25 protein-coding genes, 1 tRNA gene and 1 pseudogene are annotated in these 25,927 nt (G+C 51.2%); 9 read left to right on the top strand and 18 right to left on the bottom strand.

Annotated features, from left to right (window positions below; all coding sequences use genetic code 11):
- Positions 1–684, top strand: a 684-nt coding sequence (locus tag J4645_RS09740) for a c-type cytochrome biogenesis protein (protein WP_109261956.1), incomplete at its 5' end; no start/stop codon positions are given.
- A gap of 43 nt (positions 685–727) precedes the next feature.
- Here the strand turns inward: J4645_RS09740 and narP are convergent.
- Positions 728–1,375 carry a nitrate/nitrite response regulator protein NarP gene (narP, locus tag J4645_RS09735; protein WP_001115500.1) on the bottom strand — a complete coding sequence of 216 codons (648 nt, stop codon included), beginning with the start codon at positions 1,373–1,375 and terminating at the stop codon, positions 728–730.
- Positions 1,376–2,193: 818 nt separating this feature from the next.
- On the opposite strand from narP, the gene pagL reads away from it, so the two are divergent.
- Complete coding sequence (gene pagL / locus J4645_RS09730) at positions 2,194–2,757, top strand: lipid A 3-O-deacylase PagL (protein ID WP_077946956.1); 564 nt, start codon at positions 2,194–2,196, stop codon at positions 2,755–2,757.
- A gap of 192 nt (positions 2,758–2,949) precedes the next feature.
- On the opposite strand, the gene J4645_RS09725 is transcribed toward pagL, so the two are convergent.
- From J4645_RS09725 to J4645_RS09710, 5 genes and pseudogenes are all read right to left on the bottom strand, one after another.
- Positions 2,950–3,153 (bottom strand): DinI-like family protein, encoded by a 204-nt coding sequence (locus tag J4645_RS09725; RefSeq protein WP_001110923.1) that lies wholly within the window; start codon positions 3,151–3,153, stop codon positions 2,950–2,952.
- Positions 3,147–3,239: pseudogene (locus tag J4645_RS22220) on the bottom strand (hypothetical protein); the annotation flags it as partial. The gene J4645_RS09725 and the pseudogene J4645_RS22220, both read right to left, overlap by 7 nt.
- A tRNA-Pro gene (locus J4645_RS09720) sits at positions 3,195–3,271 on the bottom strand. The pseudogene J4645_RS22220 and the gene J4645_RS09720, both read right to left, overlap by 45 nt.
- Before the next feature lie 73 nt (positions 3,272–3,344).
- The gene (yejM, locus tag J4645_RS09715) at positions 3,345–5,105 is read right to left on the bottom strand and encodes an LPS biosynthesis-modulating metalloenzyme YejM (RefSeq protein WP_023215257.1); all 1,761 of its coding nucleotides are present in this window, start codon (positions 5,103–5,105) and stop codon (positions 3,345–3,347) included.
- Between the two features lie 31 nt (positions 5,106–5,136).
- On the bottom strand, positions 5,137–5,364 hold the full coding sequence (locus J4645_RS09710; RefSeq protein WP_001135904.1) for a YejL family protein: 228 nt from the start codon (positions 5,362–5,364) through the stop codon (positions 5,137–5,139).
- A 179-nt stretch (positions 5,365–5,543) separates the two neighbouring features.
- Here J4645_RS09710 and yejK point away from each other — a divergent pair, with 179 nt between their 5' ends.
- Positions 5,544–6,551 (top strand): nucleoid-associated protein YejK, encoded by a 1,008-nt coding sequence (gene yejK / locus J4645_RS09705; protein WP_000050812.1) that lies wholly within the window; start codon positions 5,544–5,546, stop codon positions 6,549–6,551.
- 120 nt (positions 6,552–6,671) lie between these two features.
- On the opposite strand, the gene rplY is transcribed toward yejK, so the two are convergent.
- Positions 6,672–6,956 (bottom strand): 50S ribosomal protein L25, encoded by a 285-nt coding sequence (gene rplY, locus J4645_RS09700; RefSeq protein ID WP_000494192.1) that lies wholly within the window; start codon positions 6,954–6,956, stop codon positions 6,672–6,674.
- A gap of 124 nt (positions 6,957–7,080) precedes the next feature.
- Positions 7,081–8,841, bottom strand: coding sequence for a DEAD/DEAH box helicase (locus J4645_RS09695; RefSeq protein ID WP_023215256.1), 1,761 nt, complete (start codon positions 8,839–8,841; stop codon positions 7,081–7,083).
- A 151-nt stretch (positions 8,842–8,992) separates the two neighbouring features.
- On the opposite strand from J4645_RS09695, the gene rsuA reads away from it, so the two are divergent.
- The 3 genes from rsuA (at position 8,993) to J4645_RS09680 (ending at position 11,641) form a co-directional block, all read left to right on the top strand.
- Complete coding sequence (gene rsuA / locus J4645_RS09690) at positions 8,993–9,688, top strand: 16S rRNA pseudouridine(516) synthase RsuA (RefSeq protein WP_001234836.1); 696 nt, start codon at positions 8,993–8,995, stop codon at positions 9,686–9,688.
- Between the two features lie 27 nt (positions 9,689–9,715).
- Entirely contained in the window at positions 9,716–10,906 is a 1,191-nt protein-coding gene (locus J4645_RS09685; RefSeq protein ID WP_023215255.1) for a Bcr/CflA family multidrug efflux MFS transporter, read from the top strand.
- A gap of 390 nt (positions 10,907–11,296) precedes the next feature.
- Entirely contained in the window at positions 11,297–11,641 is a 345-nt protein-coding gene (locus J4645_RS09680; protein ID WP_001094639.1) for a YejG family protein, read from the top strand.
- A 3-nt stretch (positions 11,642–11,644) separates the two neighbouring features.
- On the opposite strand, the gene yejF is transcribed toward J4645_RS09680, so the two are convergent.
- From yejF to yeiP, 9 genes are all read right to left on the bottom strand, one after another.
- A complete protein-coding gene (gene yejF, locus J4645_RS09675; protein ID WP_000203619.1) occupies positions 11,645–13,234 on the bottom strand; it encodes a microcin C ABC transporter ATP-binding protein YejF in 1,590 nt (529 codons plus the stop codon).
- A gap of 1 nt (position 13,235) precedes the next feature.
- The gene (locus tag J4645_RS09670) at positions 13,236–14,261 is read right to left on the bottom strand and encodes an ABC transporter permease (RefSeq protein WP_001137748.1); all 1,026 of its coding nucleotides are present in this window, start codon (positions 14,259–14,261) and stop codon (positions 13,236–13,238) included.
- On the bottom strand, positions 14,261–15,355 hold the full coding sequence (locus J4645_RS09665; protein WP_001634717.1) for a microcin C ABC transporter permease YejB: 1,095 nt from the start codon (positions 15,353–15,355) through the stop codon (positions 14,261–14,263). The genes J4645_RS09670 and J4645_RS09665 overlap by 1 nt, the downstream gene beginning before the upstream one ends.
- Before the next feature lie 9 nt (positions 15,356–15,364).
- The gene (locus tag J4645_RS09660; RefSeq protein WP_000561742.1) at positions 15,365–17,170 is read right to left on the bottom strand and encodes an extracellular solute-binding protein; all 1,806 of its coding nucleotides are present in this window, start codon (positions 17,168–17,170) and stop codon (positions 15,365–15,367) included.
- A gap of 106 nt (positions 17,171–17,276) precedes the next feature.
- The gene (locus J4645_RS09655; RefSeq protein WP_000957765.1) at positions 17,277–18,833 is read right to left on the bottom strand and encodes a cyclic di-GMP phosphodiesterase; all 1,557 of its coding nucleotides are present in this window, start codon (positions 18,831–18,833) and stop codon (positions 17,277–17,279) included.
- 325 nt (positions 18,834–19,158) lie between these two features.
- The gene (mepS, locus tag J4645_RS09650; RefSeq protein WP_000241015.1) at positions 19,159–19,731 is read right to left on the bottom strand and encodes a bifunctional murein DD-endopeptidase/murein LD-carboxypeptidase; all 573 of its coding nucleotides are present in this window, start codon (positions 19,729–19,731) and stop codon (positions 19,159–19,161) included.
- Positions 19,732–20,144: 413 nt separating this feature from the next.
- Positions 20,145–20,864 (bottom strand): phosphatase PAP2 family protein, encoded by a 720-nt coding sequence (locus tag J4645_RS09645; protein ID WP_000178091.1) that lies wholly within the window; start codon positions 20,862–20,864, stop codon positions 20,145–20,147.
- Between the two features lie 29 nt (positions 20,865–20,893).
- Positions 20,894–21,880: a GTP-binding protein gene (locus J4645_RS09640; protein ID WP_023196923.1), complete on the bottom strand. Its 987-nt coding sequence runs from the start codon at positions 21,878–21,880 to the stop codon at positions 20,894–20,896.
- A gap of 211 nt (positions 21,881–22,091) precedes the next feature.
- Complete coding sequence (gene yeiP, locus J4645_RS09635) at positions 22,092–22,664, bottom strand: elongation factor P-like protein YeiP (protein WP_001136822.1); 573 nt, start codon at positions 22,662–22,664, stop codon at positions 22,092–22,094.
- A gap of 324 nt (positions 22,665–22,988) precedes the next feature.
- Between yeiP and J4645_RS09630 the strand changes: the two genes are divergently transcribed.
- From J4645_RS09630 to J4645_RS09620, 3 genes are all read left to right on the top strand, one after another.
- The gene (locus tag J4645_RS09630; protein ID WP_001523448.1) at positions 22,989–23,243 is read left to right on the top strand and encodes a YkgJ family cysteine cluster protein; all 255 of its coding nucleotides are present in this window, start codon (positions 22,989–22,991) and stop codon (positions 23,241–23,243) included.
- Between the two features lie 387 nt (positions 23,244–23,630).
- Positions 23,631–23,753, top strand: coding sequence for a membrane protein (locus J4645_RS09625; protein ID WP_001519564.1), 123 nt, complete (start codon positions 23,631–23,633; stop codon positions 23,751–23,753).
- Position 23,754: 1 nt separating this feature from the next.
- Complete coding sequence (locus tag J4645_RS09620; RefSeq protein ID WP_023215252.1) at positions 23,755–24,420, top strand: GNVR domain-containing protein; 666 nt, start codon at positions 23,755–23,757, stop codon at positions 24,418–24,420.
- 64 nt (positions 24,421–24,484) lie between these two features.
- Here J4645_RS09620 and setB read toward each other — a convergent pair whose 3' ends face one another.
- Positions 24,485–25,666, bottom strand: coding sequence for a sugar efflux transporter SetB (gene setB, locus J4645_RS09615; RefSeq protein WP_000551934.1), 1,182 nt, complete (start codon positions 25,664–25,666; stop codon positions 24,485–24,487).
- Positions 25,667–25,927: the final 261 nt, after the last annotated feature.

Raw genomic sequence — 25,927 nt, 5'->3', positions numbered from 1 at the left:
TGGATAATCGTTGCCCGCACGCGCCGGCGGGTGCGCCTGCGCCGGGAGCCGCTGCCGGCGGACACCCCGGTTTGCGGCGCGCGCGCCGGGTGGGGCGTTTACGTGCCGGGGGCCGTCATTGCGCTGGTCGTGGCCGCCATCAGTTACTCACAGACCGGCAGCTATCAGCAGGTCAGGGCCTGGCAGCAGGCAACGGCGCAGACGCCCGGGCTGCTGGCGCGGGCGCTGGACCCGCAGGCGCAGCCGCTGAATGAGGAGGAGATGGCGCGGCTGGCGCTGGGGCTGCGCACCCGCCTGCAGAATGATGCCGGCAATGTTGAGGGCTGGCTCATGCTGGGACGCATCGGTATGGTACTGGGTAATGCCGGTACCGCCACCGGGGCGTATGCGAACGCCTGTCGCCTGGACCCGAAAAACAGCGATGCGGCGCTGGGCTACGCGGAGGCGCTGACGCGCTCGTCCGACCCGGAGGATAACCGCCGCGGCGGGGAGCTGCTGCGCCGGCTGGTGAGCCGTGACCACACGGATATCCGGGTGTTAAGCCTGTATGCGTTCAGCGCCTTTGAGCAGCAGCGCTTTGATGAGGCGGTGGCGGCCTGGGAGATGATGCTGAAGTTACTGCCGGCGGGTGACGCCCGGCGGGCGGTGATAGAGCGCAGTATCCGGCTGGCGCAGGATAAATAATGCCCTGACGGCCCGGTGGCGTGGCGCCACCGGGCCTGGCTTGTTACTGCATTCCGCGTGTTTGTAAAAATAGAATGGTCGCCGCGACGCGCGAGCGCACGTTTAGCTTGCGAAGCAGATTACGAATGTGCACCTTAACCGTCTGCTCAGAAATATTCAGTACTGACGCAATCTGTTTGTTAGAAAGCCCCTGCGCCAGCTCATGCAAGACATCTAACTCTCGTTCGGTCAGGATACTAAAGGGATCTTCCTGCGCGCCAAACCGTTCGCGCTCACGCAGATATTCATTGACCCGATCGCTAAAGACTTTACCGCCGTTAGCGCCTTTGCGAATGGCCTCCAGCAGCACTTCTGGATCGCTATCTTTGAGCAGATAACCGTCGGCACCGGCGTCGATCAGCGCGTAGATGTCGCTGGCGGAATCCGAGACGGTAAGAATAATAATTTGCGCCGTCACACCATCCCGGCGTAGCGCGTTCAGGGTATCTAACCCGCTCAGACCTTTCATATTCAGATCCAGCAGGATCAGATCGGGCTCAATGCGATTCGCCAGATCGATCGCACTCGCCCCGTCACCCGCTTCGGCAACGACATAAAAAGCCGGGTCCAGTTCCAGTAATTGACGAATACCTCGCCGCATAAGTGGATGGTCGTCCACAATAAGCACCTGAAAAGGTGTTACTTCAGGCATGCTATATCTCCTGAGTTTTATTAGAATGATTATTGTTTTCAGCGCGGAAATCGTCCAGATTTGCCACATTGTCAAGCGCGTAAATTTTACCTTAATTAGTGCATGGGTAAGTAGTAAAACCTGTGACAGGCGAGTAATTAGCTGAACGATAGAAAGGATAAAACAACCCGTTGTGAGAGAAAACAGAATACTCCCTGAGGTTGAATACTGGTCTGGACGCTTTTTTCGGACAATGTGACATAACAGAAGTGTGGCATATGTAGCTGCGCCCTTGCACCCGTAAGCCCAGACTATCTTTACTGGCAGGAAATTCCTTATTAAAAGTCATAGTGTCTAAAGTTTGTCATTATTAACAAATTATTTTAATTGAATTTATTTATTGTTTTATTAATGTCAATGAAATACATCTGAGCAGAACGAATAAACCGCGACATCTGTTAAATTAAATATTAAGTCAATAGCAGAGGTATTTTTATGCGATAAAGAGATTCTGACGATATTCTTATCATAAATGAAAATGTGGTCAGGAATGAGCGTCATTCACTTATAACTTATCCTGGATGTGCCTGAACAACACTCGCGGCGTTTTGAGCACCCGTTGGGGCGACTCAAGGGGAAAGCGTAGTGAGTATGTTTTGATGTCTGCACACAGTCCATGTCCAGCCTGTTTGCATCAAAAATGCTGGTTGGAGTAATTATGAAAATAATATTAATACTGGATGCTATATCAGCCGTTTCTGTGAGCGTAAGTGTGGCGTAGAAAATTTTAAATATATTAGTCGGTTAAAAATAGCTATTGACATTGAAATGGTGGTGGAGTGTATATGAAAAGAATATTTATATATCTATTATTACCTTGTGCATTCGCATGTTCTGCTAATGATAATGTTTTTTTTGGTAAGGGAAACAAACATCAGATCTCTTTTGCTGGGGGAGAAAGTATAAGGAGAGGAGGGGTTGAGCACTTATATACGGCTTTTCTGACATACAGTGAACCCAGCGATTTTTTCTTTTTACAGGCAAGAAATAATCTGGAGTTAGGAGGATTTAAGGCTAAGGGGAACGATGATTGCAGTAAACATTCTGGCAGCGTTCCCTGCAATAAATATAACCAGGGCGTATTGGGTATCTCGAAGGATGTGGCGCTGGTTCATTTCGCTGGTATCTATACCGGTATTGGTCTGGGGGCTTATATAAAATCTAAGTCGCGAGATGATATGCGTGTCAATTCTGCATTTACCTTTGGGGAAAAAGCGTTTCTTGGTTGGAACTTTGGGGCTTTTTCTACAGAAGCTTATATTCGGCATTTCTCGAATGGATCACTCACGGATAAAAATTCAGGGCATAATTTTGTAGGTGCTTCAATTAGTTATAATTTCTAAAGTTGAATAACAATTAGCGAGTTGCTGGCTGAAGGAGTAATTAATCACAGTACGTTGTCTACAAAAACGTGTTGTGACTAGCCGATCGTTATCGGCCCTATGGCGACAGGGAGGCTAATTGTTAGTGACAAAGAAGTGGTAAGCCATTTACCTTACCAGAACGTTTTATTATTGCTGCAACAGATTGCTTACTCATTTACCTGCCACTGCGAACATTTCTTCCAGCATAGGGTGTAGATGCGCTTTTTCTGTTTTAGTACAAACATGGTTTACGTTATTTGCCTGCATTGACTTTACTGTGACCACTGCACAGGAAAGATGTCCGATCAGTTCATGCAAAATCAGTTCATGCAAAATAACGTCTCTGGCATCAGCTAACTTTTTAATTGCAGGCATAAAAAAACCAGCCCTGAGAGGCTGGTTTTTAAGGGGAATTTTGGTCGGCACGAGAGGATTTGAACCTCCGACCCCCGACACCCCATGACGGTGCGCTACCAGGCTGCGCTACGTGCCGACTTGTGGGTGCTAATACTACCTCTTTCCAACGCGAATGCAAGGGGAAACGGTGCTAACTGATTTATAATTAATCAGTTAGCGATAAAACGTTTCTCTTCTGTTAGCACTTGCAGCAGCAGACTGAGCTGCGGCTTCTGATCTTTGATCTTCTCGCCGTATAAGTCATAGGTCTGATAATGACCGTTATTATTGAGCACCAGGGTCATTTGCGGCGTCGTGATTGCCAACGTACTGCCGTCTGCCGCCGTTACCCAGTTATGGCGACGTGGAACGGTAAAGATGTCCTGGCCCTGTGAATATTCGTTCGCTGGCGTGCTGACATGTAACAGGCGTTGCATCAACGTGGTCATTACATCGGTATGATCGGTAAGCGCATTAATACGCTGCGCAGGCGTCCCCGGCCAGTGGATCACCAGCGGTACTTGCAGATGACCTTGCGACCAGTCGAAGCGATTTTCTTCCGGCGTCAACGGTATGCCGCGTCCTGCGGTAATGATCACGACGGTATTGTCGAATTTACCGGCCTCTCGCAGCGCGTTCAGAACCCGATTGATTTGCGCATCCACGTCGCTGGCGGCGCTGGCGTAACGCTTAACAAAATTCTTCTGATTACTGTCATCAATGTTAGTACCGTTAAACGATACCCATGAGAACCAGCGGTTATCTTCCTGTGCGTAGCGCCCAAGCCAGTCTATCCACTGGCTGGCCGTTTGCGCATCAGACTGCGTCTGCGCTGTCGGCATCGAGAAATCGGACAGTAATGCCTGACGGTAAAGCGGGCTGGCGAAACCATCCGAAGAAAACAGTCCTAGTTGGTAGCCTTGCTGATTCAACGCGGTAATGAGCGCCGCAGGCGTTCTGGTGGATAACACGCCATCCATATAGCCTGGCGATATGCCATAGAACAGGCCGAAAATACCGTTATCAGTGGTATTCCCTGAACTCATATGACGGGTGAAGTCGATGTTTTGTTCGGCAAATGTAGCCAGTTCCGGCATCTGCTTCTCAAAGCGAGAATAGTTCAGGCCGTCTACGGTAATGAGCAGCACATTCTGACCGGTGCCCATATCGCGATAGTGCAAATTGCTGAGCGGGTACTGTACGGAGACCGCTTCCGGATTGCCTTGCTCTACCAGACGGCGCTGATATTCCTGCGCATCCAGCAGACCGTGTTTTTCAAGAAAACGTCGCGCCGTCATCGGATAAGAGAGCGGCAGGTTTGCCCGCTGCATGGTAATCGGCCGGTAAAAATTAGCGTCTGCCCAGATGTAGATAAGATGCGATGCAATAAAGGAGACGAAAAAGAATGCCGCAAGCGGCCTTGCGAAATGGCGGCGGCGCGTGAGACTGCGCAGCTTTTGCCAACTCCATGTCGCAAATAGCATCTCAATCAATAAGATAACCGGCACGCTAATAAACATAAGCTGCCAGTCGCGCGCCGTTTCGTTCTGGTCAGGGTTGATGACCAGCTCCCAGACAATGGGATTAAGATGCAGGTGAAAACGGGTAAAGACTTCGCTGTCGATAAGCAACAACGTCATGCCCGCGGTCGCCAGAATGGCTGATAAAAACCGCATCAGCCGCTGGGACATCACGATAAACGTGAGCGGAAAAAGAATAAGCAAATAGGTGGCGAACACCAGAAAGCTAAAGTGCCCGACAATGCTCAGGTAGGAGTATATGCGACCCGCAAGCGTTGTCGGCCAGTCGGCGACAAACAGGTAACGGCTGCCGAGCAACGTAGCCAACAGTATATTGAACAGAGCGAACCAGTGCCCCCAGCTAACCATCTGGGAGACTTTTTCACGGTAGCGCTGACGATGAGTTACCATACCTGTCGCTTGTTTCTCCGGAGTCGGCTTTTTAGTGCGCGTTGTCTTCGCTAATCGAAGACTGCAAGGCGCGGGCAAAAGAGTTCGCAATCGCCTGGCGTTGAGCCGGCGCAACGCTGGTGTTGATAAGGTTGGTGACCATATTTCCCAGCACCATCAGGGAAAGATCGGTCGGCGCCTTATGTTTTTCCAGTACACTGAGCAGTTCGCTCAGCAATTGTTCAACATGTTCATCACTATAGCGGGAGAGTTGTGGCATAAATCAAAATCTGTTTGTTCATGAAAGGGCAACATATTACCGTAGCAACAGTTTTTTTTCTGCATTTTTATCCCCTAAATCATTCGCGTTACGGATAACGCCTGAAATGGCAGGGCGATTGCTTGCGTCTTCCGGCAGGCGGTGGTTGAATACCGCCCAGTCTTAAAGGAGAGTTTATCATGAGTCTGGATATCAACCAGATTGCCCTGCACCAGCTTATCAAGCGCGATGAGCAAAATCTTGAGCTGGTCTTGCGCGATTCATTGCTGGAGCCGACAACCACCGTTGTCGAGATGGTGGCTGAACTGCATCGGGTCTATAGCGCCAAGAATAAGGCGTATGGCCTGTTTAGCGAAGAGAGTGAACTGGCGCAAGCGCTGCGGTTGCAACGTCAGGGGGAAGAAGATTTTCTTGCCTTTAGCCGGGCGGCGACCGGACGCCTGCGTGACGAACTGGCGAAATATCCCTTTGCGGACGGCGGCATTGTATTGTTCTGCCATTATCGCTACCTGGCGGTGGAGTATCTGCTGGTTACGGTACTGAACAACCTGAGTAGTATGCGGGTCAATGAAAATCTGGACATTAACCCGACGCATTATCTTGATATCAACCATGCGGATATCGTGGCACGTATCGATCTTACCGAGTGGGAAACTAATCCGCAATCGACCCGCTATCTGACGTTCCTGAAAGGTCGGGTAGGGCGCAAGGTCGCTGACTTCTTTATGGATTTCCTCGGCGCCAGCGAAGGGTTGAACGCCAAAGCGCAGAATCGCGGCCTGTTGCAGGCAGTGGATGATTTCACCGCAGAAGCGCAGTTGGATAAAGCAGAACGTCAGAACGTGCGCCAGCAGGTGTACAGCTACTGCAACGAGCAGTTACAAGCCGGGGAAGAGATTGAGCTGGAATCGCTGTCTAAAGAGCTTTCCGGCGTCAGTGAAGTCAGCTTCAGCGAATTTACCGCCGAAAAAGGCTATGAGCTGGAAGAGAGCTTCCCGGCGGATCGCAGTACGCTACGCCAGTTAACCAAATATGCCGGCAGCGGCGGCGGGTTAACGATTAACTTTGATGCGATGCTGCTGGGCGAGCGGATTTTCTGGGACCCGGCGACCGATACCCTGACTATCAAAGGGACGCCGCCGAATTTGCGCGATCAGTTGCAGCGACGCACGTCGGGCGGGAAATAAAGTCGCTTGCCGGATGGGGGAGGAAACGCCTTATCCGGCAAGTGTGATTCATCTTTACCGCGAACTAAATTCCATAAAAAAACCCCGCCGGGGCGGGGTTTTTCTTCAACTTCCAGGCGATTACGCGCGAACGAAGTCGATGTGAGTCAGCTTCGGTTTGTAAGCGTGACGCTGTACAGCCTGAGCTTTAACTTTTACTTCTTTACCGTCAACAACGAGGGTCAGAACTTCGCTGTAGAATTCAGCTTTAGCTTGCATGTTCATCACCTGGTCGTGGTCCAGTTCGATAGCAATCGGGGCTTCAGAACCGCCGTAGATGATTGCCGGGAACTTGTTAGCGGCGCGCAGGCGGCGGCTCGCACCCTTACCCTGCTCTTTACGTACTTCTGCGTTGATAGTAAACATTTAAATCTCTCTTTAATAATTCCTGCTACAGGCGACCCAGCAACAGGTAAGTGATCTGCTTTGCGTATGCAAAGGCGGGCGGGATTCTATACTCAAATCGCCGTTACATCAATGAAAAGTACAATTAACCACGTAATTCGTGCGCCCGGCGGAAGCGGCCTTCATAGTCGAACACTTTTTCACGCACCTGCCAGTACTGGCCTTTCATCCGCGCGACCACAAAGTCGGGATGCCGCAACAGCGCCTGCTGCGCGACAATATCCGCCGCCGTGATCCAGCGTAAAGGAACGCCGGGCGTGCGGGTATGCGGGCGAATAAATAGCTGTTCGAAAGCGGTACGCTGGGCGGGCGTGTGCAAGCGGAAGCGCTCACTGACATCCGCGCCGTCCTCGTCATAGTAAGTGATTTTCAGCCATTCGCCTTTCTCATCCTGCCCATGCTGCATCGTCATTCCGCTACAGCGCAGGACTAACGCATCCTTGAGCCTGAGCGCCGCTTTTAACATATCGTCCGGGTCGACCAGAATGGCGTCACATTCCCGGCAGCGTCGGGCGGCAATATCGTTTTCGGCATTACACTGCGGGCAGTTTTTGAAGCGAAAGCGAAAATCGCACTGCTCGCGATGGCCGTCGTCATCGTCAAACCAGCCCTGGCAGCGACGGCCAAAGTGTTCAATCAGCGTGCCGTCGGCAGTGGTTTTCCCCCAGAAGGTGTTGGCAAAGCCGCAGGCCGGACAAAATACCTGGACAGGGACGTTATCGCTTTTTCCCTTCGGGCTACCGACCTCCGGGGCATACAGGTCGTGCGGGTTGCCAGCGTAATCAAGAATCAGGCAATCGGTCTTTCCCGACGCAAGGCGCAGACCACGCCCGACAATTTGTTGGTAAAGACTAACTGACTCGGTGGGACGTAGAATCGCGATGAGATCAACGTGTGGGGCGTCAAAGCCGGTGGTCAGCACCGAGACGTTAACCAGATAGCGAAAACGCTGCGCCTTGAAATTATCAATCAGCGCATCGCGCTCGGGCCCTGGCGTATCGCCGGTAATCAGCGCCGCGTCGTCCGCCGGAAGCAGACCGACAATCTCTTTCGCATGTTCGACCGTGGCGGCGAAAATCATCACGCCTTTGCGCGTTTGCGCAAATTCCATAATCTGGCTGATGATGTGCGGCGTAATCCGCTGCTGCTTTTTCAGCTCGCGGTTCAGGTCGGCTTCGCTGAACAGCCCATTGCTTTGGGCCTGCAGGCGGCTGAAATCGTATTGGACCACTGGCATATCAAGCCGCTCAGGCGGCGTCAGATAGCCGTGTTTAATCATATAGCGCAGCGGCAGTTCATAAATACAGTCGCGAAACAGAGCGTTGTCGTTGCCGCGCACCATACCGTGATAATGAAATTGATAAATCCAGCCTTTTCCGAGGCGAAAAGGCGTGGCGGTTAGCCCAAGCAGACGTAAGTGAGGATTAACTTTACTCAGGTGAGTGAGGATTTGCTGATACTGACTGTCTTCATCGTCACCGATGCGGTGGCATTCATCGACAATCAACAGCGAAAACTCCTCCTGGAAGGCGTCAAGATTACGCGCCACCGACTGTACGCTGCCGAACACGACTTTGCCCTGACTCTCTTTACGTTTGAGTCCGGCGGCGAAAATATCCGCTTCCAGCCCCAGCGCGCAATATTTGGCGTGGTTCTGCGCGACCAGCTCTTTCACATGCGCCAGCACCAGTACCCGTCCGCGGGCGACGCGCGCCAGTTCGGCGATCACCAGGCTTTTACCTGCGCCGGTCGGCAGAACAATCACGGCGGGCGTACGGTGGCGGCGAAAGTGGTTGAGCGTGGCGTCTACGGCTTCTTGCTGGTAGGGGCGGAGTGTAAAAATCATGGTCTCACTACGTTAAACGGTTCCGGGAATAGTATGCCATGAATCATTTCCCTTGAGGGATATAGTTAGCCCGCTATACTGAGCGGATAGCAATTCCCTTTTTTCGGGTAGAATGCCCGATTTCCGTATTATTACAGGCTAAATCACACACATGCGACTTGATAAATTTATCGCTCAGCAGCTTGGCGTCAGCCGCGCTATTGCCGGGCGTGAAATTCGTGGTAACCGCGTTACCGTCGATGGCGACATCATTAAAAATGCGGCCTTCAAACTGCTCCCGGAACATGCGGTTGCGTATGACGGCAATCCCTTAGCGCAGCAACACGGGCCACGCTATTTTATGCTTAACAAGCCGCAGGGATACGTTTGTTCAACCGATGATCCCGATCATCCAACGGTACTGTATTTCCTGGATGAGCCGGTGGCGTATAAGCTGCATGCCGCAGGACGTCTGGATATCGATACTACCGGTCTGGTGTTAATGACAGATGACGGTCAGTGGTCGCACCGCATTACGTCGCCGCGCCATCACTGTGAAAAAACCTATCTGGTGACCCTGGAGTCGCCGGTGGCCGACGATACGGCAGCGCAATTTGCGAAAGGCGTGCAGTTGCATAATGAAAAAGATCTCACTAAACCCGCTACGCTGGAGGTGATAACGCCTGTGCAGGTCCGTCTGACCATCAGCGAAGGCCGTTATCATCAGGTGAAGCGGATGTTTGCCGCAGTAGGCAATCGCGTTGTGGAACTGCACCGCGAACGGATTGGCGCCATTACGCTGGATGAGAATCTGGCTCCCGGCGAGTACCGCCCGTTGACTGAAGAAGAAATCGCCAGCGTCGGCTAACTATCTCGTTAAATTCAGGAGTTCGATGTGACCACCCGGCAGCACTCTTCCTTTGCCATTGTCTTTATTCTTGGCCTGTTGGCCATGTTAATGCCGCTGTCGATTGATATGTATCTTCCAGCGCTGCCGGTGATTTCTGCGCAATTCGGCGTGCCTGCCGGTAGCGCGCAGATGACGCTCAGTACCTATATTCTGGGGTTTGCGCTGGGTCAGCTTATCTATGGACCGATGGCAGATAGCCTCGGGCGTAGGCCGGTCATCCTGGGCGGGACGCTGGTATTTGCCGCTGCGGCGGTCGCCTGTGCGTTGGCGCAGACTATCGATCAACTGATCGTGATGCGTTTCTTTCACGGTTTGGCGGCCGCAGCGGCAAGCGTCGTCATCAATGCGCTGATGCGGGATATTTATCCAAAGGAAGAGTTTTCGCGCATGATGTCATTTGTCATGCTGGTCACTACGATAGCGCCGTTAATGGCGCCCATTGTCGGCGGCTGGGTGTTGGTATGGTTAAGCTGGCACTATATCTTCTGGATACTGGCCATTGCGGCGATTCTGGCGTCAGTCATGATCTTTGCTTTGATTAAAGAGACGCTGCCCATTGAGCGGCGTCAGCCTTTTCATATTCGTACCACAATAGGTAACTTTGCCGCGTTGTTTCGCCACAAACGCGTACTGAGCTATATGCTGGCGAGCGGGTTTAGTTTTGCCGGTATGTTCTCTTTTTTGAGCGCGGGGCCGTTTGTTTATATCGAAATTAATCATGTTCCGCCGCAGGATTTCGGCTACTACTTCGCGTTGAACATCGTATTTCTGTTTGTGATGACGATTATCAACAGCCGTTTTGTCAGACGGGTAGGGGCGCTAAACATGTTTCGGGCCGGGCTATGGATTCAGTTTGCGATGGCGGTGTGGATGGTTTTCAGCGCGCTGATGGGCATTGGATTCTGGGCGCTGGTGGTCGGCGTTGCGGCGTTTGTCGGCTGTGTGTCGATGGTTTCGTCCAATGCGATGGCGGTCATTTTGGATGAGTTTCCGCATATGGCCGGAACGGCGTCTTCGTTGGCGGGCACTTTCCGCTTTGGTATTGGCGCTATCGTCGGCGCGTTGCTGTCGCTGGCTACCTTTACCAGTGCGTGGCCGATGATCTGGTCGATTGCGCTTTGCGCCGCCTGTTCCATTCTGTTTTATCTCTACGCCAGCCGTCCCAAAAAACGGTGACGGGCGCGCTGTCCCTCAATGGCGACTGAGAATGCGCAGGCGGCGTTGGGGGACGCTATCCGCTACACGATGGCAAAGCCAAACGGCTTTCATAGTTGATGCATATCAATTACCAATTCATCATTTTCCTCATTTATGTTTATTTTATGTAAAATCCATTTATGTAAAAAGTCACATCATTGTAGTTAAAAAGGTTGAGTTAGATCGCAGAAACGGGTACATATAGCCCGCCGCTATCTCCGCGTCGGTAAAACTATTTTAACTCCCGCTTGCTGTAGAGCCACTGACGGAGAGAAGGGCGTTAGCAATCTGTTTAAGGACGGGTTGTCAATGATGTGTTAATATAAATGTAATTAAATTGTGAAGTAATTGTGCTTCCGGGGAAAGAAAGTGAATACATTACAGCTCTCAATTGTTCACCGTCTGCCGCAAAACTATCGCTGGTCGGCGGGTTTTGCGGGGTCAAAGGTTGAACCGATTCCGCAAAACGGGCAGAGCACCGAGAATAGTCTGGTGGCGCTTAAACTGTTGAGTCCGGCAGGCGATAGCGCGTGGTCAGTGATGCATAAGCTCAGCCAGGCGCTAAGCGATATTGAAGTTCCTTGCTCCGTGCTGGAGTGCGAAGGGGAACCGTGCCTGTTCGTTAATCGTCAGGATGAGTTTGCCGCCACCTGTCGGCTGAAAAATTTCGGCGTAGCGATAGCGGAACCTTTTTCTAACAATAATCCTTTTTAGGCGTCAGCTTAACGCGAGTAGCTGACGTGTATAGGCCTGTTGCGGTGCGGTAAACACGCGCTCGCATTGCCCCTGTTCAACCACCTCCCCCTGTCGCAGCACGATAACCTGATGGCACAGCGCGCGTACTACATGCAGATCGTGGCTAATGAAGATATAGGCCAGACGGTGCTTTTGCTGGAGCGATTTCAGGAGGGCAAGAATCTGCGCCTGAACGGTTTTATCCAGCGATGAGGTCGGTTCATCCAGAATAATAAGCGAAGGTTTTAAAATCAGTGCCCTGGCGACGGCGATACGTTGACGCTGGCCGCCGGAAAACTCAGCGGGGTAACGATGCCGCGTTTCCGGGTCCAGGCCGACTTCCATCATGACCGCTTTCACCTGCTGTTCGCGCTGCGCGCCTGAAAGCGTAGGCTGGTGGACGCGCAGGCCTTCTTCGATAATTTGCAAGACGTTTAAACGCGGGTTTAGCGATGAGTTCGGGTCCTGGAATACGACCTGGATACGGTGGCGAACAGGTAAAAGCTGGCGGCGGTTTAACGTATCCAGCGATTGACCGTCAAACACGATGCGGCCTTCGGAGCGGATAAGCCGTAACAGCGCCAGACCGGTGGTACTTTTTCCCGATCCTGACTCGCCGACCAGACCCAGCGTTTCGCCTGGATGCAGGGTGAAACTGATATTGTTAACCACCACATTATGATCCACGACGCGCTTCAGAATGCCTTTGCGGATCGGGAAGGCGACGCGCAGCCTGTCCACCTCCAGCAACGGCGTCTGCCCGGCGGGGAGCGGAACCGGATCGCCTGTGGGTTCGCTGTTGAGTAGTTTTTGCGTGTACGGATGGGTCGGCGCGGAGAGCAGCGTGTCGGCGCGTTGGTTCTCTACGCACTTGCCGTGTTGCATTACCGCCACCGAATCCGCCAGTTTTTTTACAATGCTGAGGTTATGGGTGATAAACAGCAATCCCATATTGAGCTCGCGCTGGAGTTCCCGCAGTAGAGATAAAATCTGCGCCTGTACGGAGACGTCGAGGGCGGTGGTCGGCTCATCGGCGATCAGTAATTCCGGCCGTGTTAACAGCGCCATGGCTATCATGACGCGCTGGCGTTCGCCGCCGGAAAGCTGATGCGGATAATCGCGCAGACGCTGGCTCGCCTGGCGGATACCGACCCGATCCAGACAACCGATCATCTCCGCCCTTGCCGCCTCCCGACGCATTCCCCGATGGAGCGACAGCACTTCATAGAGCTGTTTTTCCAGCGTATGCAGCGGGTTAAGTGAAACCATCGGTTCCTGAAAAATCATGGCGATTTTATTGCCGCGTACGCCGCGTAGCGTCTGCTCGCTGGCATGAAGCAATGATTCGCCGTGAAAGCGAATATCGCCGGAGAGGTAGACGGCGGGAGGGGTAGGCAAAAGACGCAGAATGGAAAGCGCCGTCACGCTTTTTCCTGACCCGGACTCGCCGACCAGCGCCAGCGTTTCCCCGGCGTTCACCTGTAACGAAATGGCGTTAACGACAGGGCGCACGTGCTGTTGCTGACGGAAACCTACCGATAAATTTTCAATCGCAAGCAATGGAGATGTCATCTTATACCGCCTTAGCAGGATCAAAGGCGTCGCGTACCGCTTCGCCGATAAAAATCAGCAGCGATAGCAGAATGGCGACAGACAGAAAGGCGGCGATCCCCAGCCAGGGAGCCTGTAAGTTGTTTTTCCCCTGTAAAAGAAGTTCGCCGAGAGAAGGGGAGCCAAGCGGTAGACCAAATCCCAGAAAATCCAGCGACGTCAGGGTGGTGATGGAGCTACATAAAATGAACGGTAAAAATGTCAGGGTAGCGACCATCGCATTAGGCAACATATGGCGCAGGATAATGTCACGATCGCTGACGCCAAGCGCCTGCGCGGCGCGGATATAGTCAAAATTGCGGGTCCGTAAAAACTCGGCGCGCACCACGCCCACCAGACTCATCCAGCCAAACAGTACGGTTATGGCCAGCAGCCACCAGAAGTTAGGCTGCACTACGCTGGAAAGTAAAATAATCAGAAACAGGGTCGGCATCCCCGACCAGACTTCGATGAGACGTTGCCCCCATAAATCGACTTTGCCGCCATAATAGCCCTGTAGCGCGCCCGCCAGTACGCCCATGACGCTGGAGCAAATCGTTAACATCAGACCGAATAAAATAGAAATGCGGGTGCCGTACAGGATGCGGGCGAAAACGTCGCCGCCATTCGCATCGGTGCCCAGCCAGTTTTTCGCCGAAGGCGGGGAGGGGAAAGGCTGCGTGGTGGCAAAATTAATGGTATTGGCGCCAAAGCGTACGGGGGCCCACAACACCCAGCCCCGATTCTCAAGCTGCCGTTGTAGCCAGGGGTCCTGATAATCTGCCGTTGTCGCCAGCGGGCCGCCGAAATCGCGCTCGCTGTAATTTTTTACCAGCGGAAAATACCACTGGCCTTCATAGCGCACCAGCAATGGCTTATCGTTAGCAATCAGTTCCGCGCATAAGCTCAGGCTGAACACGATCAGGAAAATCCATAGTGACCAGTAGCCCCGGCGATTATGGCGGAAACGCGCCCAGCGGGCCTGATTGACCGGGCTTAATCGCGGCATTATCGTCCCTCAAAATCAATGCGTGGATCGACCAGCGTATAGCTGATATCGCTCAGGATATTCAGTAATAAGCCAATCAGGGTAAAGATATAAAGCGTGCCGAACATCACCGGATAGTCGCGCGAAACGGTTGCTTCATAACCCAGCAGCCCCAGGCCGTTGAGCGAGAACATGACTTCAATTAGCAGCGAGCCGGTGAAAAACATACTGATAAAAGTGGCGGGAAACCCGGCGATCACCAGCAGCATGGCGTTACGAAAAACATGTTTCCAGAGAATGTTTTTTTCACTCACGCCTTTAGCGCGAGCGGTAACGACATACTGTTTACGCACCTCGTCGAGAAACGAATTTTTCGTCAGCATCGTCAGGGCGGCAAAACCGCCGATGACGGTCGCCAACACCGGTAGCGTAATATGCCACAAATAATCGGTGATTTTCTGGTACCACGGTAATGTGCCAAAGTTGGCGGAGACCAGGCCACGTAGCGGAAAGATATCGTAGTAGCTGCCGCCGGCAAAAAAGACGATTAATAAAATAGCGAACAGAAAGGCGGGGATCGCATAACCAATAATGATAAACGCGCTGCTCCACACATCAAAGCGACTGCCGTTATGGACGGCTTTGCGAATCCCCAGCGGGATAGACACCAGATAAATAATCAGCGTGCTCCATAATCCCAGGGTAATGGAGACGGGAAGACTATCTTTGATCAGCGTCAGTACGGATGCGCTGCGAAACAGACTGTCGCCGAAGTCAAAAGAGAGATAGTCCAGTAGCATCTTGAAATAACGCTCATGCAGCGGTTTGTCGAAGCCGTAGCGATGGGTGATCTCCGCGATCACCTCCGGATCGAGTCCCCGGCCGCCGCGATAATGGCTGTCGCTGATATTGCCGACGCCGGTTTGCGCATGACTGGCGCGAACGCCTTCGCCGCTGGCGCCGGGCAACGCGCCGCCCTGGCCAAATTCAATCGCGGCAATCGCCTGATCGACAGGGCCGCCGGGAGCGATCTGCACGATAAAAAAGTTAATGGTAATAATGGCCCATAGCGTGGGGATCACCAGTAACAGACGGCGGATAAGATAGGCGCCCATTGATTCTTACTACCTCCTGGCTGCCGGTAGTTTGGCGGCTTTGTTGACATCATACCACCAGGTATCTAACCCGATGGTATATACCGGGCGAATCGCCGGATGGGAGAATTTATCCCACCAGGCGAGCCTGTCTTGCGCCATATACCACATCGGCAGCATGTAATAGTTCCAGGTCAGCACGCGATCCAGCGCCCGTCCCAGCGGCACCAGTTTCGCTTTATCACCCTGCGCTGCGATAATTTGCGCGATCAGTTTATCCACCACCGGGCTTTGTACGCCGGGAGCGTTATAACTGGAGTCAATGTATTCCGACGCCCATGAGATTTGTAGATCGGAGCTGGGCCAGGGCATCGCCCGCCATAGCCTCGGCATCATGTCATAGTCGCGGCTACGCATCCGGTTGGTGAGTTGAGAATTATCAACCTGACGGATAGTCATCGTAATGCCCAGACGCTGAAGATTATGCTGGAAGGGCAGAACCCACTGGCTATTACTGCTGGCAGGAAGGAGAAGTTCAAACGTCAGAGGCTTACCGGTGACGCTATTGACCCGTTGCTGTCCGTTGATCACCCATCCGGCCTGCGTCAACAAGGCGTCAGCTTTAAGAAGATTTTCGCGATCGTAGCCGTCGCCGTTAGAGACCGGCGGCTGATAGATCTGAGTGAAGACTTCAGGAGGAAGATCTTTTTTCATCGGCGCGAGTAATACCAGCTCATCGGCGTCAGGATAATTTCTGGCGGCGTACTCGGTATTCTGGAAGTAACTGTTGGTTCGGCTCCAGGCATTATAGAACAGCGCTTTATTCATCCACTCAAAATCGAAAGCCAGGGTGACAGCTTCACGTACCCGCCGGTCTTTAAATACCGGGCGCTGAATATTAAAGGCCAGCCAGCGTGTGTCCTGCGCCGACTCGTTTTTCTGCTCTTCTTTAATGATGTAATGATTATCGAAATTTTTACCGATGTAGCGCGTTGCCCAGTTTTTAGCGTCGTTTTCCAGCCGTAGATCAAATGCGCCCGCTTTAAACGCCTCGAAAGCGACATTGTCATCAAGGTAGTAATCGTAGCGGATAGTGTCGAGGTTAAAACGTCCACGATTGACCGGCAGATTAGCCGCCCAGTAGTTTTTGACGCGTGAATAGACAATGTACTGGCCCATTTTCCACTGAGTAATCCGGTATGGCCCGCTGGCTAAGGGCGGCGTTGAAAGCGGATCGCTGAGTTTGTGATTTTTCCAGAATTTTTCGGGCATGATCGGTAGTGAAAACAGACTAAGCATGTCTTCTTTACCAGGCTTCGCCAGCTCAATTCGCACGGTTAAAGGCGCAATCGCCTTCACGGTAGTACCTTTATAGACCAGACGGAACTGCGGTACGCCTTCGGTCATAAACTTATGAAAGGTAAAGGCCACATCGCGGGCGGTAATGGGCGTGCCATCGTGAAAACGAGCACGGGGATTAATCGAGATTTCCACCCAGGAATAGTCGGCGGCATAGCGGGCATGGTCGGCAATCAGCGGATAATAGCTTCCGGGTTCATCATCCGAGGTGGTAAAAAGCGTATCGTAAAGGGCTTCGGTACGTACGCCGGGATTGCCGCGCAGCGAATAGCGATTGAAATTATCGAACGTACCAATGGCGGAAAGCGTCATCTGACCGCCTTTCGGCGCAGCAGGATTCACATAATCAAAGTGATCAAAGTTAAAAGCATACTTAGGTTCGCCGAGTACGGCGAAAGCGTAGCTTTCTTTGATTTCCTGGGCCTGGGCGCCAGCGCTAACCAGTGCGACAAGCAGAAGCATTACGCGCGCAATCATCTGAAGGCGGTTTCCTTATCGTATTGCCCGCTGCAAACCGGCAGGCGTTTCGCTGAATAATAAGTGACGTTGCGTCTGATGTGAATCCGTTAAAACCGTAAGGGGACTACCATTCAGGCACGGAAGGCGCCGACATCCACAGCACGAAATCTTTAAGGGGTAAAGGACGGCTAATCCAGTACCCCTGCAAGTAATTAACACCGTGATCGCGTAGCCAACGGGCCTGCTCCGGCGTTTCAACGCCCTCGGCCACCGTCAGCATATTCAAGCGTCTGGAGAGCGTCAGCACGGTATCCAGAACCGGCGACGTGACGGTTTCCGTGCCGATCGCCTGGATAAAGCCGCGATCGATTTTCAGATAATCTAAAGTAAATCGCTCCAGATAAATCAGGGCGCTATGGCCTGTACCGAAATCATCTATAGCGATTTCAAACCCGGCGGAATGCAGCCATTCGAACAGTTTGGCCGCTTCATACTGCTGAAGCATATCGCGTTCAGTGATTTCCAGCACGATATGAAAATGGTGCGCGGGCAGGGCGTCCCTGAGCCGGTGCATATCCTCTTTAAAACTGTCGCTGTGCAGATGTTCCGGCGCGATGTTAATGCCAAATTTGGCACCGACGGGCATCACCTTCTGTAGCGTGGGCGCGTCGCGGGCGATCAGCTCGAACAGATGCTGCGTTAACGGTACGATAAGTTGCTGCGCTTCGGCATAGTGGATAAAGGCATCCGGCGGAATCTCGCCTGCCGTAGGGTGACGCCAGCGCAGTAAGACTTCAAGCCCGGTGACGCTCAGCGTACGAGTATCGACGACGGGCTGATAAACCACATAAAACTGCTCGTGTTTGATCGCCGTTAAAATCTCTTTGCCCGGTCGCGTCCTGAGGGCATAGATAAAGTAACAGATAAACCCCGCTACGATGCCGCTAATGCAGCCCAGCATCAACGCATACCATAAATCATTGTAGGTCCAGCTATCGGCATAAAGCTGTATTTTAAGCGGCAGGCCGTTGATAGTTGTCTGTCGTGATGGCGTACCCGGCAGCTCCGCGACGGTCAGCAGACGCGAAGAAAAAGTCGACAGCGCGGTATTGCCGACAATCAGCGCGATGCCGTTAAAATCGTCCTGGCGCGTGGTATAGAGTAAGTAGGGCGTCAGGTTAATATTCAGCGATGTGAATACGCCGCTGTCATTTAATAATGGGTTCCGATACCAAATCACCATTGTCGGTTTGTTGGGCATCATTGGCGTGCCGGGCAGAATCGCCATAGCAACGTCTTTGCGGATATCTATATCCGGTACCAGTTGCTGAAGCGGCATATTCATGGCGCCAGTGGCGGAAGAGCAAAACACTTTTTTATCTTTAATCAATAAGAAGGCGCGGACATTAAGGCTAAAAGCGGCTCTTGAGGTAAGTTCTGCGCCAACCTGCTGACAGGTGTTGATCGTCAACGGCTGAAGAATATCGGTGGTGGCTTTCAGGTCGGCGAAATAGCTGGCCAGGTAATGTTGTACATCAGAAAGGAGCGTATTGTATTTAACATCCCGTTTATGCCACGACAGGAAAAATTGCAGGCTACCAATAAGTAATGCTGCTGCCATCCCCGTAATGATACAGGTAAGCAGGATTTTCCGACCGGAAGAGGAGTCGCGTGTAAGCATAATTCCTGGTGTGACCTGAAAAGGCGGATGCCGGTTAATCTGGTTGATTTATAAGACTATAGCCTGGATTACCCCGGATAGTCATGCTTTTCTGTGATGCGCAGGAAAGCGTATTGTCGCAGTAGGCGTTGGGGGAAACGACCTGAATGCCTGATGGCACTATGTTTATCAGGCCTACGTTCGTGTGTGGTAGGCTGGATAAGAGGCCACACGTCGCTATTCGGCAAAACGGGTTCAGAAGGGATAATAAGCAAAAGCACTGCCGAAGCAGTGCTTTTTATGTCGTCTCATCAGGTAAGCCAAGGGAGGTGCTGCCTGATGAAGATTAACTGCGGCTCAGAACTCGACGTGCTTCATTGTAGCGTTTTTTCCAGTACGGTTCGTTCATACTGGAGATAATGACGCCGCTACTGGTAGACGCATGGACAAACTGGTTATTGCCGATATAAATACCGACATGACGACCAGTGGAACCGGCGCGGAACAGAACCAGATCGCCCGTACGCAGGTTATTGCGTGAAACCGCTTTGCCCATTTCCTGCTGTTCATAGGTTGAACGCGGAAGCTCTAAACCAAACTGTTCACGGAAGGTGCGCTGTACAAAGCTGGAACAGTCGACGCCTTTCTTGGTGCTGCCGCCCAGGCGGTAACGCACGCCTTTCCAGTCAGCATACTGATCCATAATCCGCGACTTAACGTCGAGGTTACGCACCATATTTTCAAATTCATCCTGAGAGGCTTGCAGTGAAGAGCTATCGCTATTGCCCACAGCATGCGTCTCAGAATGCATATTCTTTGCGGTATTGGTGGTTGTGCTACAAGCAGAAAGCAGAACCGCAACTGCAATCGCAGGAATCCCGCGCAAAATATATCTCAAAATCGGTTGAGATTTGACCATGTTGTTTGTTTTCCCTTGAAGTCCTTAACGATAAATATCGTTATAAAAATGCCAAACGTGATGAGACTAATTACCTGCACAGCTTGAGACAATTCTTTGTGCACAAATCTGTGGCGGAACGCACAAATTTATTCGCAATGAGAATAATTATCTGGCGAGGCAAAACGAGTTTGAGATTACCCGATTGTTGCTGTCATTGCGAGCGATTTCGCGTGATTTTTTATAAGAATTTATGATACGAAAAGTGAACTATCAGCACGGGTCAAATTAAGCGCAAATCGTTTAAAAATCGTGCAACCTGTTCATTTTGCAGAGGAATAATATGACCGAAAAATGATGGGCTGGGGGAATATCATCATAAATTACCTTCAACGATGTAAAACTATCGCTGAAGGTAATGTTAATTACATGGGTTATTTGTTTAAAATTTGTTTATTTCCGCCCGGGAGATAATTCTCAAAAAGCGCTATCGCCCGGTCGCTGAGCGGGGTCATCAGCCACCAGGGGAGGCCAATCAAAATAACCGTGAGCGACCCGACCACAATATCGGTGAACCAGTGAGCGCCAATCATAACGCGCGGAAACGCGAAAACCACAAATATAATAAGGGCGATAATCCCCGCCGTTTTGCCGAAATAACGCAGCATAAAGGCGGAAAATATCAGCAGCATCATACCGTGATCGCCTGGGAAACTGTCTTTTGACGCGTCTTTTGTCGGGATGTGCAGCAACTCGCTGACGCGATAAATATGCTCAAAAGAGAGCGTTGGGCTGGCGCGCTTGACGGGGATCAGCGCCTGACCGAGTTGGTTAAGCACCACCGCTGTTAGCAGCATGACCAATCCGATTATCACAATGCGCCGCCGACCCGACGCGTCTTCTTTTAGCCAGAAACTGAGCATCAGTCCGCCCATCGCCAGCAGCGAACAGCCGTCAAACGCCCGATTATTGGTAATAGCGACCCACCAGAGGAACGCGTGGCTTTCCACCAGTTTCTGGTTAAAGAAGTGGAATATGCCGGAATCAATGGTGAACCAGAAACCGTGATTGACGGGGAGATACCATGACAAAAACAGCGCCAGACCGGCGGCATTAAGCAGAATTATCAAGGAATAGCGGGTTTTCATCGTCATTTCGCCATAGTTTTTAAACGGTGGCAACCTTACGCGTGCGTCGCTAAACGAAGCTTCAACAAGGCCGTCTGTAACGTATTCCAGTCGGTTTCTGTGCTTGAGATAAGTTCAACCCGGCTATCCGGCGGCGCGACACTCTGTGTTTCGATGTGCAGGTCATCGCCCTGGCGATTGATGCGTACCAGCCCCTCTTGTATGCGCATAACGCCTTTCACCCGGCCCACCGGCGCCAGACGAGCCCATTCGAGGAGGCCAATGGTGTCAAACACGGTATCGGCATCGAAAATCCAGCCGCAGGCCTGATGACCTTGTCCGCTATTGAGGCTGCGTCGCCAGCGCTGCTGGGCGGGCAGATTTAGCGCGGCGAGTCCTTTTTTACTGGCATGAGTGTGAGAATGCGCGGCGCTGGCTGGCAGTTCCGCCAGATTTTGTCGCGGTAAATCCAGAAGCTTACCGTCTATCTGTCCATGTTCGGCATGAATCAGTTGGCGATCGCCGCCGTACTGTCGCCACCACTGTTGCAGGGCGGCATCGCTCTGCGCCGTGGCGCGATCGGTTTTATTGGCGATGATAATATCGGCTGAGGCGAGCTGATCGCGGAAATTTTCATTGGCGACGCTCTGTTGGTCCAGTAGCAGGCGAGGGTCAAGGATGCAGAGCGTAGCGCGTAAATCAATCCACGGCTCATAAACCGGCGCAGTTAATAAATCCAGAATCTGTTTTGGGTGCCCCAGTCCGGTTGGTTCAATCAGCAACCGGTCAGGTTTGCCCTGGCGTAGCAGCGTGTTGAGCCCCACCTGCATAGGCAATCCGTTGACGCAGCACATGCAGCCGCCGGGGATCTCTTTTAGCAGTGCGCCGCTGTCGGCAAGCAGCGCGCCGTCAATACCCACTTCGCCAAATTCATTAACCAGGACGGCCCAATTTTCAGCCGGATCTTTATGGGCTAATAAATGAAGGATAGAGGTGGTTTTTCCGCTACCGAGAAATCCAGTAATAAGATTGGTTTTGGTCACGTCAGCTCCAGAATATTGATACAACATAACAACTTTTAATAATCCTGGCGAATAAACGTGAAAAAGAGAAGCGCTGAGTTGACGAAGTCGTGCTTCTGCCATCTTAAGAGCAGAAAATGTTAAATTTTTAACGTTTCTCTTTCCTGGTGCAGAACAGTCAATAAATAAAAGGTCAGACTGCGCCCTGGGGCGCAGCCGAAAAATGCGAAACTTAATCCGCGCGCCCCATATAACGGCGCTCTTCGATATGAATGCGGATTTTCTCACCTGCGCTCAGGTATTCGGGAACCTGAATCACCAGACCGGTGCTTAATGTCGCGGGTTTGTTACGTGCGCTGGCGGACGCTCCTTTAATACCCGGCGCGGTTTCGACGATTTCCAGATCCACGGTCTGCGGAAGCTCTAGCGCCAGCAGTTGGCCGTCCCAGGTCAGAACCTGCATATCCGGCATTCCGCCTTCAGGCATAAACAGCAACTCTTCTTCAATCTGATCTTTGGTGAAGGTATACGGCGTATAGTCTTCTTTATCCATGAACACATATTCGTTGCCATCGACATAAGAAAAGTCAACGCCGCGACGGCTCAGGGTGACGGTATCAACGATATCGTCGCCTTTGAAACGTTCTTCCACTTTCAGACCGGTGCGGACATCAGAAAAACGCATTTTATACAGTGTGGCGGCGCCACGGGCGGTAGGCGACTGAATGTCGATATCTTTCACAATCAGCAATTTGCCGTTGTAGTTCAGTACCATACCTTTTTTGATTTCGTTCGCTCTTGGCATCGAGGAGATCCTGTTGTAGAGATTATCTAAAATATCGCGTAAAACTACTCGCGCCGGGCCGTCCAGGCAAGTGGAATTGTCACTTTTGCTGGTGCAAAAAAGGTGATACTGTTCGCCCGCTTTCCGCTCCGCGTTCAACGAGAATACGCGATGGCATGTCGCCCGGAGGGGGGAGGTGTGCTGTGTTGTCCCTTCTGTTTCCAGCCTTGTCTTCGGAATGTCTGAGGGCAGGCCTGATCATGATGACGTCCACATTTTAAATCTGGATTTTTCTTTGGACAAATTCTGTTATCTTTCATTCGGTTATAAATAGAGGGGCTGAGCATGGACTGTCGTAGCGGTTGTGGCGCTTGCTGTATTGCGCCTTCAATTTCGTCGCCGATACCCGGAATGCCGAATGGCAAGCCGATGAATACCAGATGCGTGCAGCTTTCGGAAGATAACTTGTGCCTTATCTTTGGCTCGCCTTTACGCCCAAAAGTGTGCTCTGGTTTGCAACCGACAGGGGACATGTGTTTAACGACCCGGGAAGAGGCCATTATTTATTTGCTGGAACTCGAACAGAAAACTTTACCATGAGCTAAGCCGCTTTTGATAAATGCGTAGGGGCTTATGTTATATCCCGAAATAGTCTGAAAAAGCTGCGCATCAAATTACCTCCTTTTACCATTAAATAGCGTAATACATGCTTCCCTTATTTCGTGGCTTCTGAAGCGGTAGATGTCGCCGCTCAACCCCGTTGGTGACTGAGCGTGTACCGAATAAACCGTCACACAAAACAAAAACGATCAATTTTATTTATATGATAGTTTCTATCTATTAAAAAGAGGGGTTTTGATCGATTTTAATTATTTATAACGATCGATATCGTGAATTTGATAGTTTATATCTATCATTGATGTATTTACCGATCGATATAACCAGTGTGAATGTGTTGTTATTTTCCTTTAAAATACTCGAATTCTTATGTGTGGGTTTTATCTTATGAAGAAATATACGTTCGCAGCCAGGGCGTTTATTTTTACGCTGGTGTTGCTTTTTGTTATTTCAGTATTCGGGTTGACTATTAGCGTTTTAAAAGGGATGTGAAATGCGGGGAGAAAATAGTGAAATTGATTTAGTCGACGTTTCCTTATTCCTTATAAGAAAATGGCTAAGTATCATGATCGCTACCTTTATTTTTGTTGCCATTGGCTATGTTTTTGTGAGCGTGCAGCATGATACAAAGGTTGTGAGTATGACAATCAAACCTAATCTGGATACGCCTGCTACCTATGCGTTATGTGGCTATGCTAATGATATTCAATGTAAAACAACGGTTATCCTTAACCAGTTTAGCCGTTTCTTGCCTGCGGACTATAAAAATAAAATAAGTTTTGACGCGAAAAATCAGCTTGTCCTTTTTAAGGGGCAGGGGAGGGAAGAAAGCGTCAATAATATTATTTCCACCCTGAAAAATAGTGTCGATAAAATGGCAGAATGGTATATCGATGATGGTGACATTAAACGCTATAGCGTGCATAAAAATATGTTACAAACGGAAACATACGCAAAGCTATCATTGTTGTCGGAGGCGGTTAAAAATAATGCTAACATTGAAGTGATAGATGTTGCTGTAACACCAAAATATAAGATGCGGCTGGTGCTGGTCCTTTGCGGGCTGATGGGCGTAATTTTCTCAATAACCGGTCTTTTATGTAAGAGGGCGCTTACAGAATATCGTATTGAGAAAAAGACAATGAATGACCGCGCATGAACATTGCGCAGAGATAAACTCTGCGCTGAAATGTGTCGAAGAGTAAAAGTATCAGGCTTGCAAGTTAAACATCTTTAATACGCGCCAGGCAGAACATGGTGGCGACAATCATAACTAACGCAAACCAGAAGACCGCATGATAATTCCAGATTTCTGCAGCGATTCCCGCCAGCGAACCGGCAATGATCCAGCCGACGCGAATGGTATTGGTATACAGCGTGGTGGCTGAACCCGCCTGGCCTGGCATGAGATCCTGAAAATAGAGCATGCCAATCCCGCCAAGAATGCCGATGTAAATCGCGTTCAGCAACTGCAAGCCGAGCAACGTCGCCGGTGCGTGCGCCAGCAACATACCCGCATAAAAGCACAGTCCGGCGACAACGGCGATGCACATTAACAGGCGTTTTCCCAACCGTTTGGCGAAGTAACCTGCAATCAGCATTGTGGGAATCTCCAGCCCGGCGGCGGTGCCCATCATCACGCCTGCAAGTTTTTCCGGAAGATGCAGCTCATTGATGATAAACAGCGGCATATTAATGATATACAGGCTGTTAGTTCCCCACATTAACGTACAGATGACAAACAACAACAGCGTATCGCGGCGATTACGACGCGGTGCTTCCAGCGTACCGGTTGCCAGCGGCGCATCTTTGCGCATTGACGGTAAAAAGAACCACACCATGACGCCGCAGACGATAAAAGCTACCGCCGCGCTCAAATACATCACCGTAAAGCTAAAACCCATCGCCAGAGCATAGGCCAGCGGCGGCCCAATGACCCAGGCCAATGAGACCTGGGCGCGGAGGATTGAGCTGAACATCACCGCTTCACGACCTGTACGATCGGCATGTTCACGGGCCAGCGCAAACATCTGCGGGTTGGCGGTAGAGCCGAAGCTACTGAGAAAGACGCCGATGAACAGCAAAATAAAGTAGTTGCGGTTCCAGGCAAACAACACGCAGGCCAACATGCCCAGCACGCAACAGAAAACGATCAGTTTTTTGCGATCGCCTTTTTTATCTGAGCGACCCGCCAGAAACTGGCTCACGATAATGCCGATAACCGCGCTGCCGGTAAAAAAGAATCCCACCATGCCGGGACGGGCGTGAACCTCATCCGTCAGAAAAATACTGAGCGTCGGCGTCTGTAACGCACCGGCAATACCGGTGAGAAAAGCGACGATCAAAAAGGCGGTAGACGTCAGGTCAAATGATTTAGGCGCAGCGGCGGCGGGACTGTTGTGCATGTTTCTATATCAGTGGTGTGAAGAGAGGCGGAGTTTACGCTGCCCGTCAGAAAATAAACAGGCGTCTGAATCAAAATCGACACGAAAAATCAAAATAGCATTCCAATTTGTTACCAGGGTGTGCTGACGCAAGCTGAAAGAAAAAAGCTGAAGCCTTTTATGCGTCAGCTATTGAGGGGCTGTTGGAGAAAAAATGTGCTTCACCTCAAAAAATTGCTACAAAACCGGTAACTTTTCTTGCGTGCTGAAGCAGAAAGATCC

The sequence above is a fragment of the Salmonella sp. 32082101201600294FB01SM01 genome (genome assembly GCF_017572865.1).
Lineage (GTDB): Bacteria > Pseudomonadota > Gammaproteobacteria > Enterobacterales > Enterobacteriaceae > Salmonella > Salmonella enterica.
Note: the sequence above shows the minus strand (reverse complement) of the source record. Positions and strands in the feature narration are given on the sequence as shown.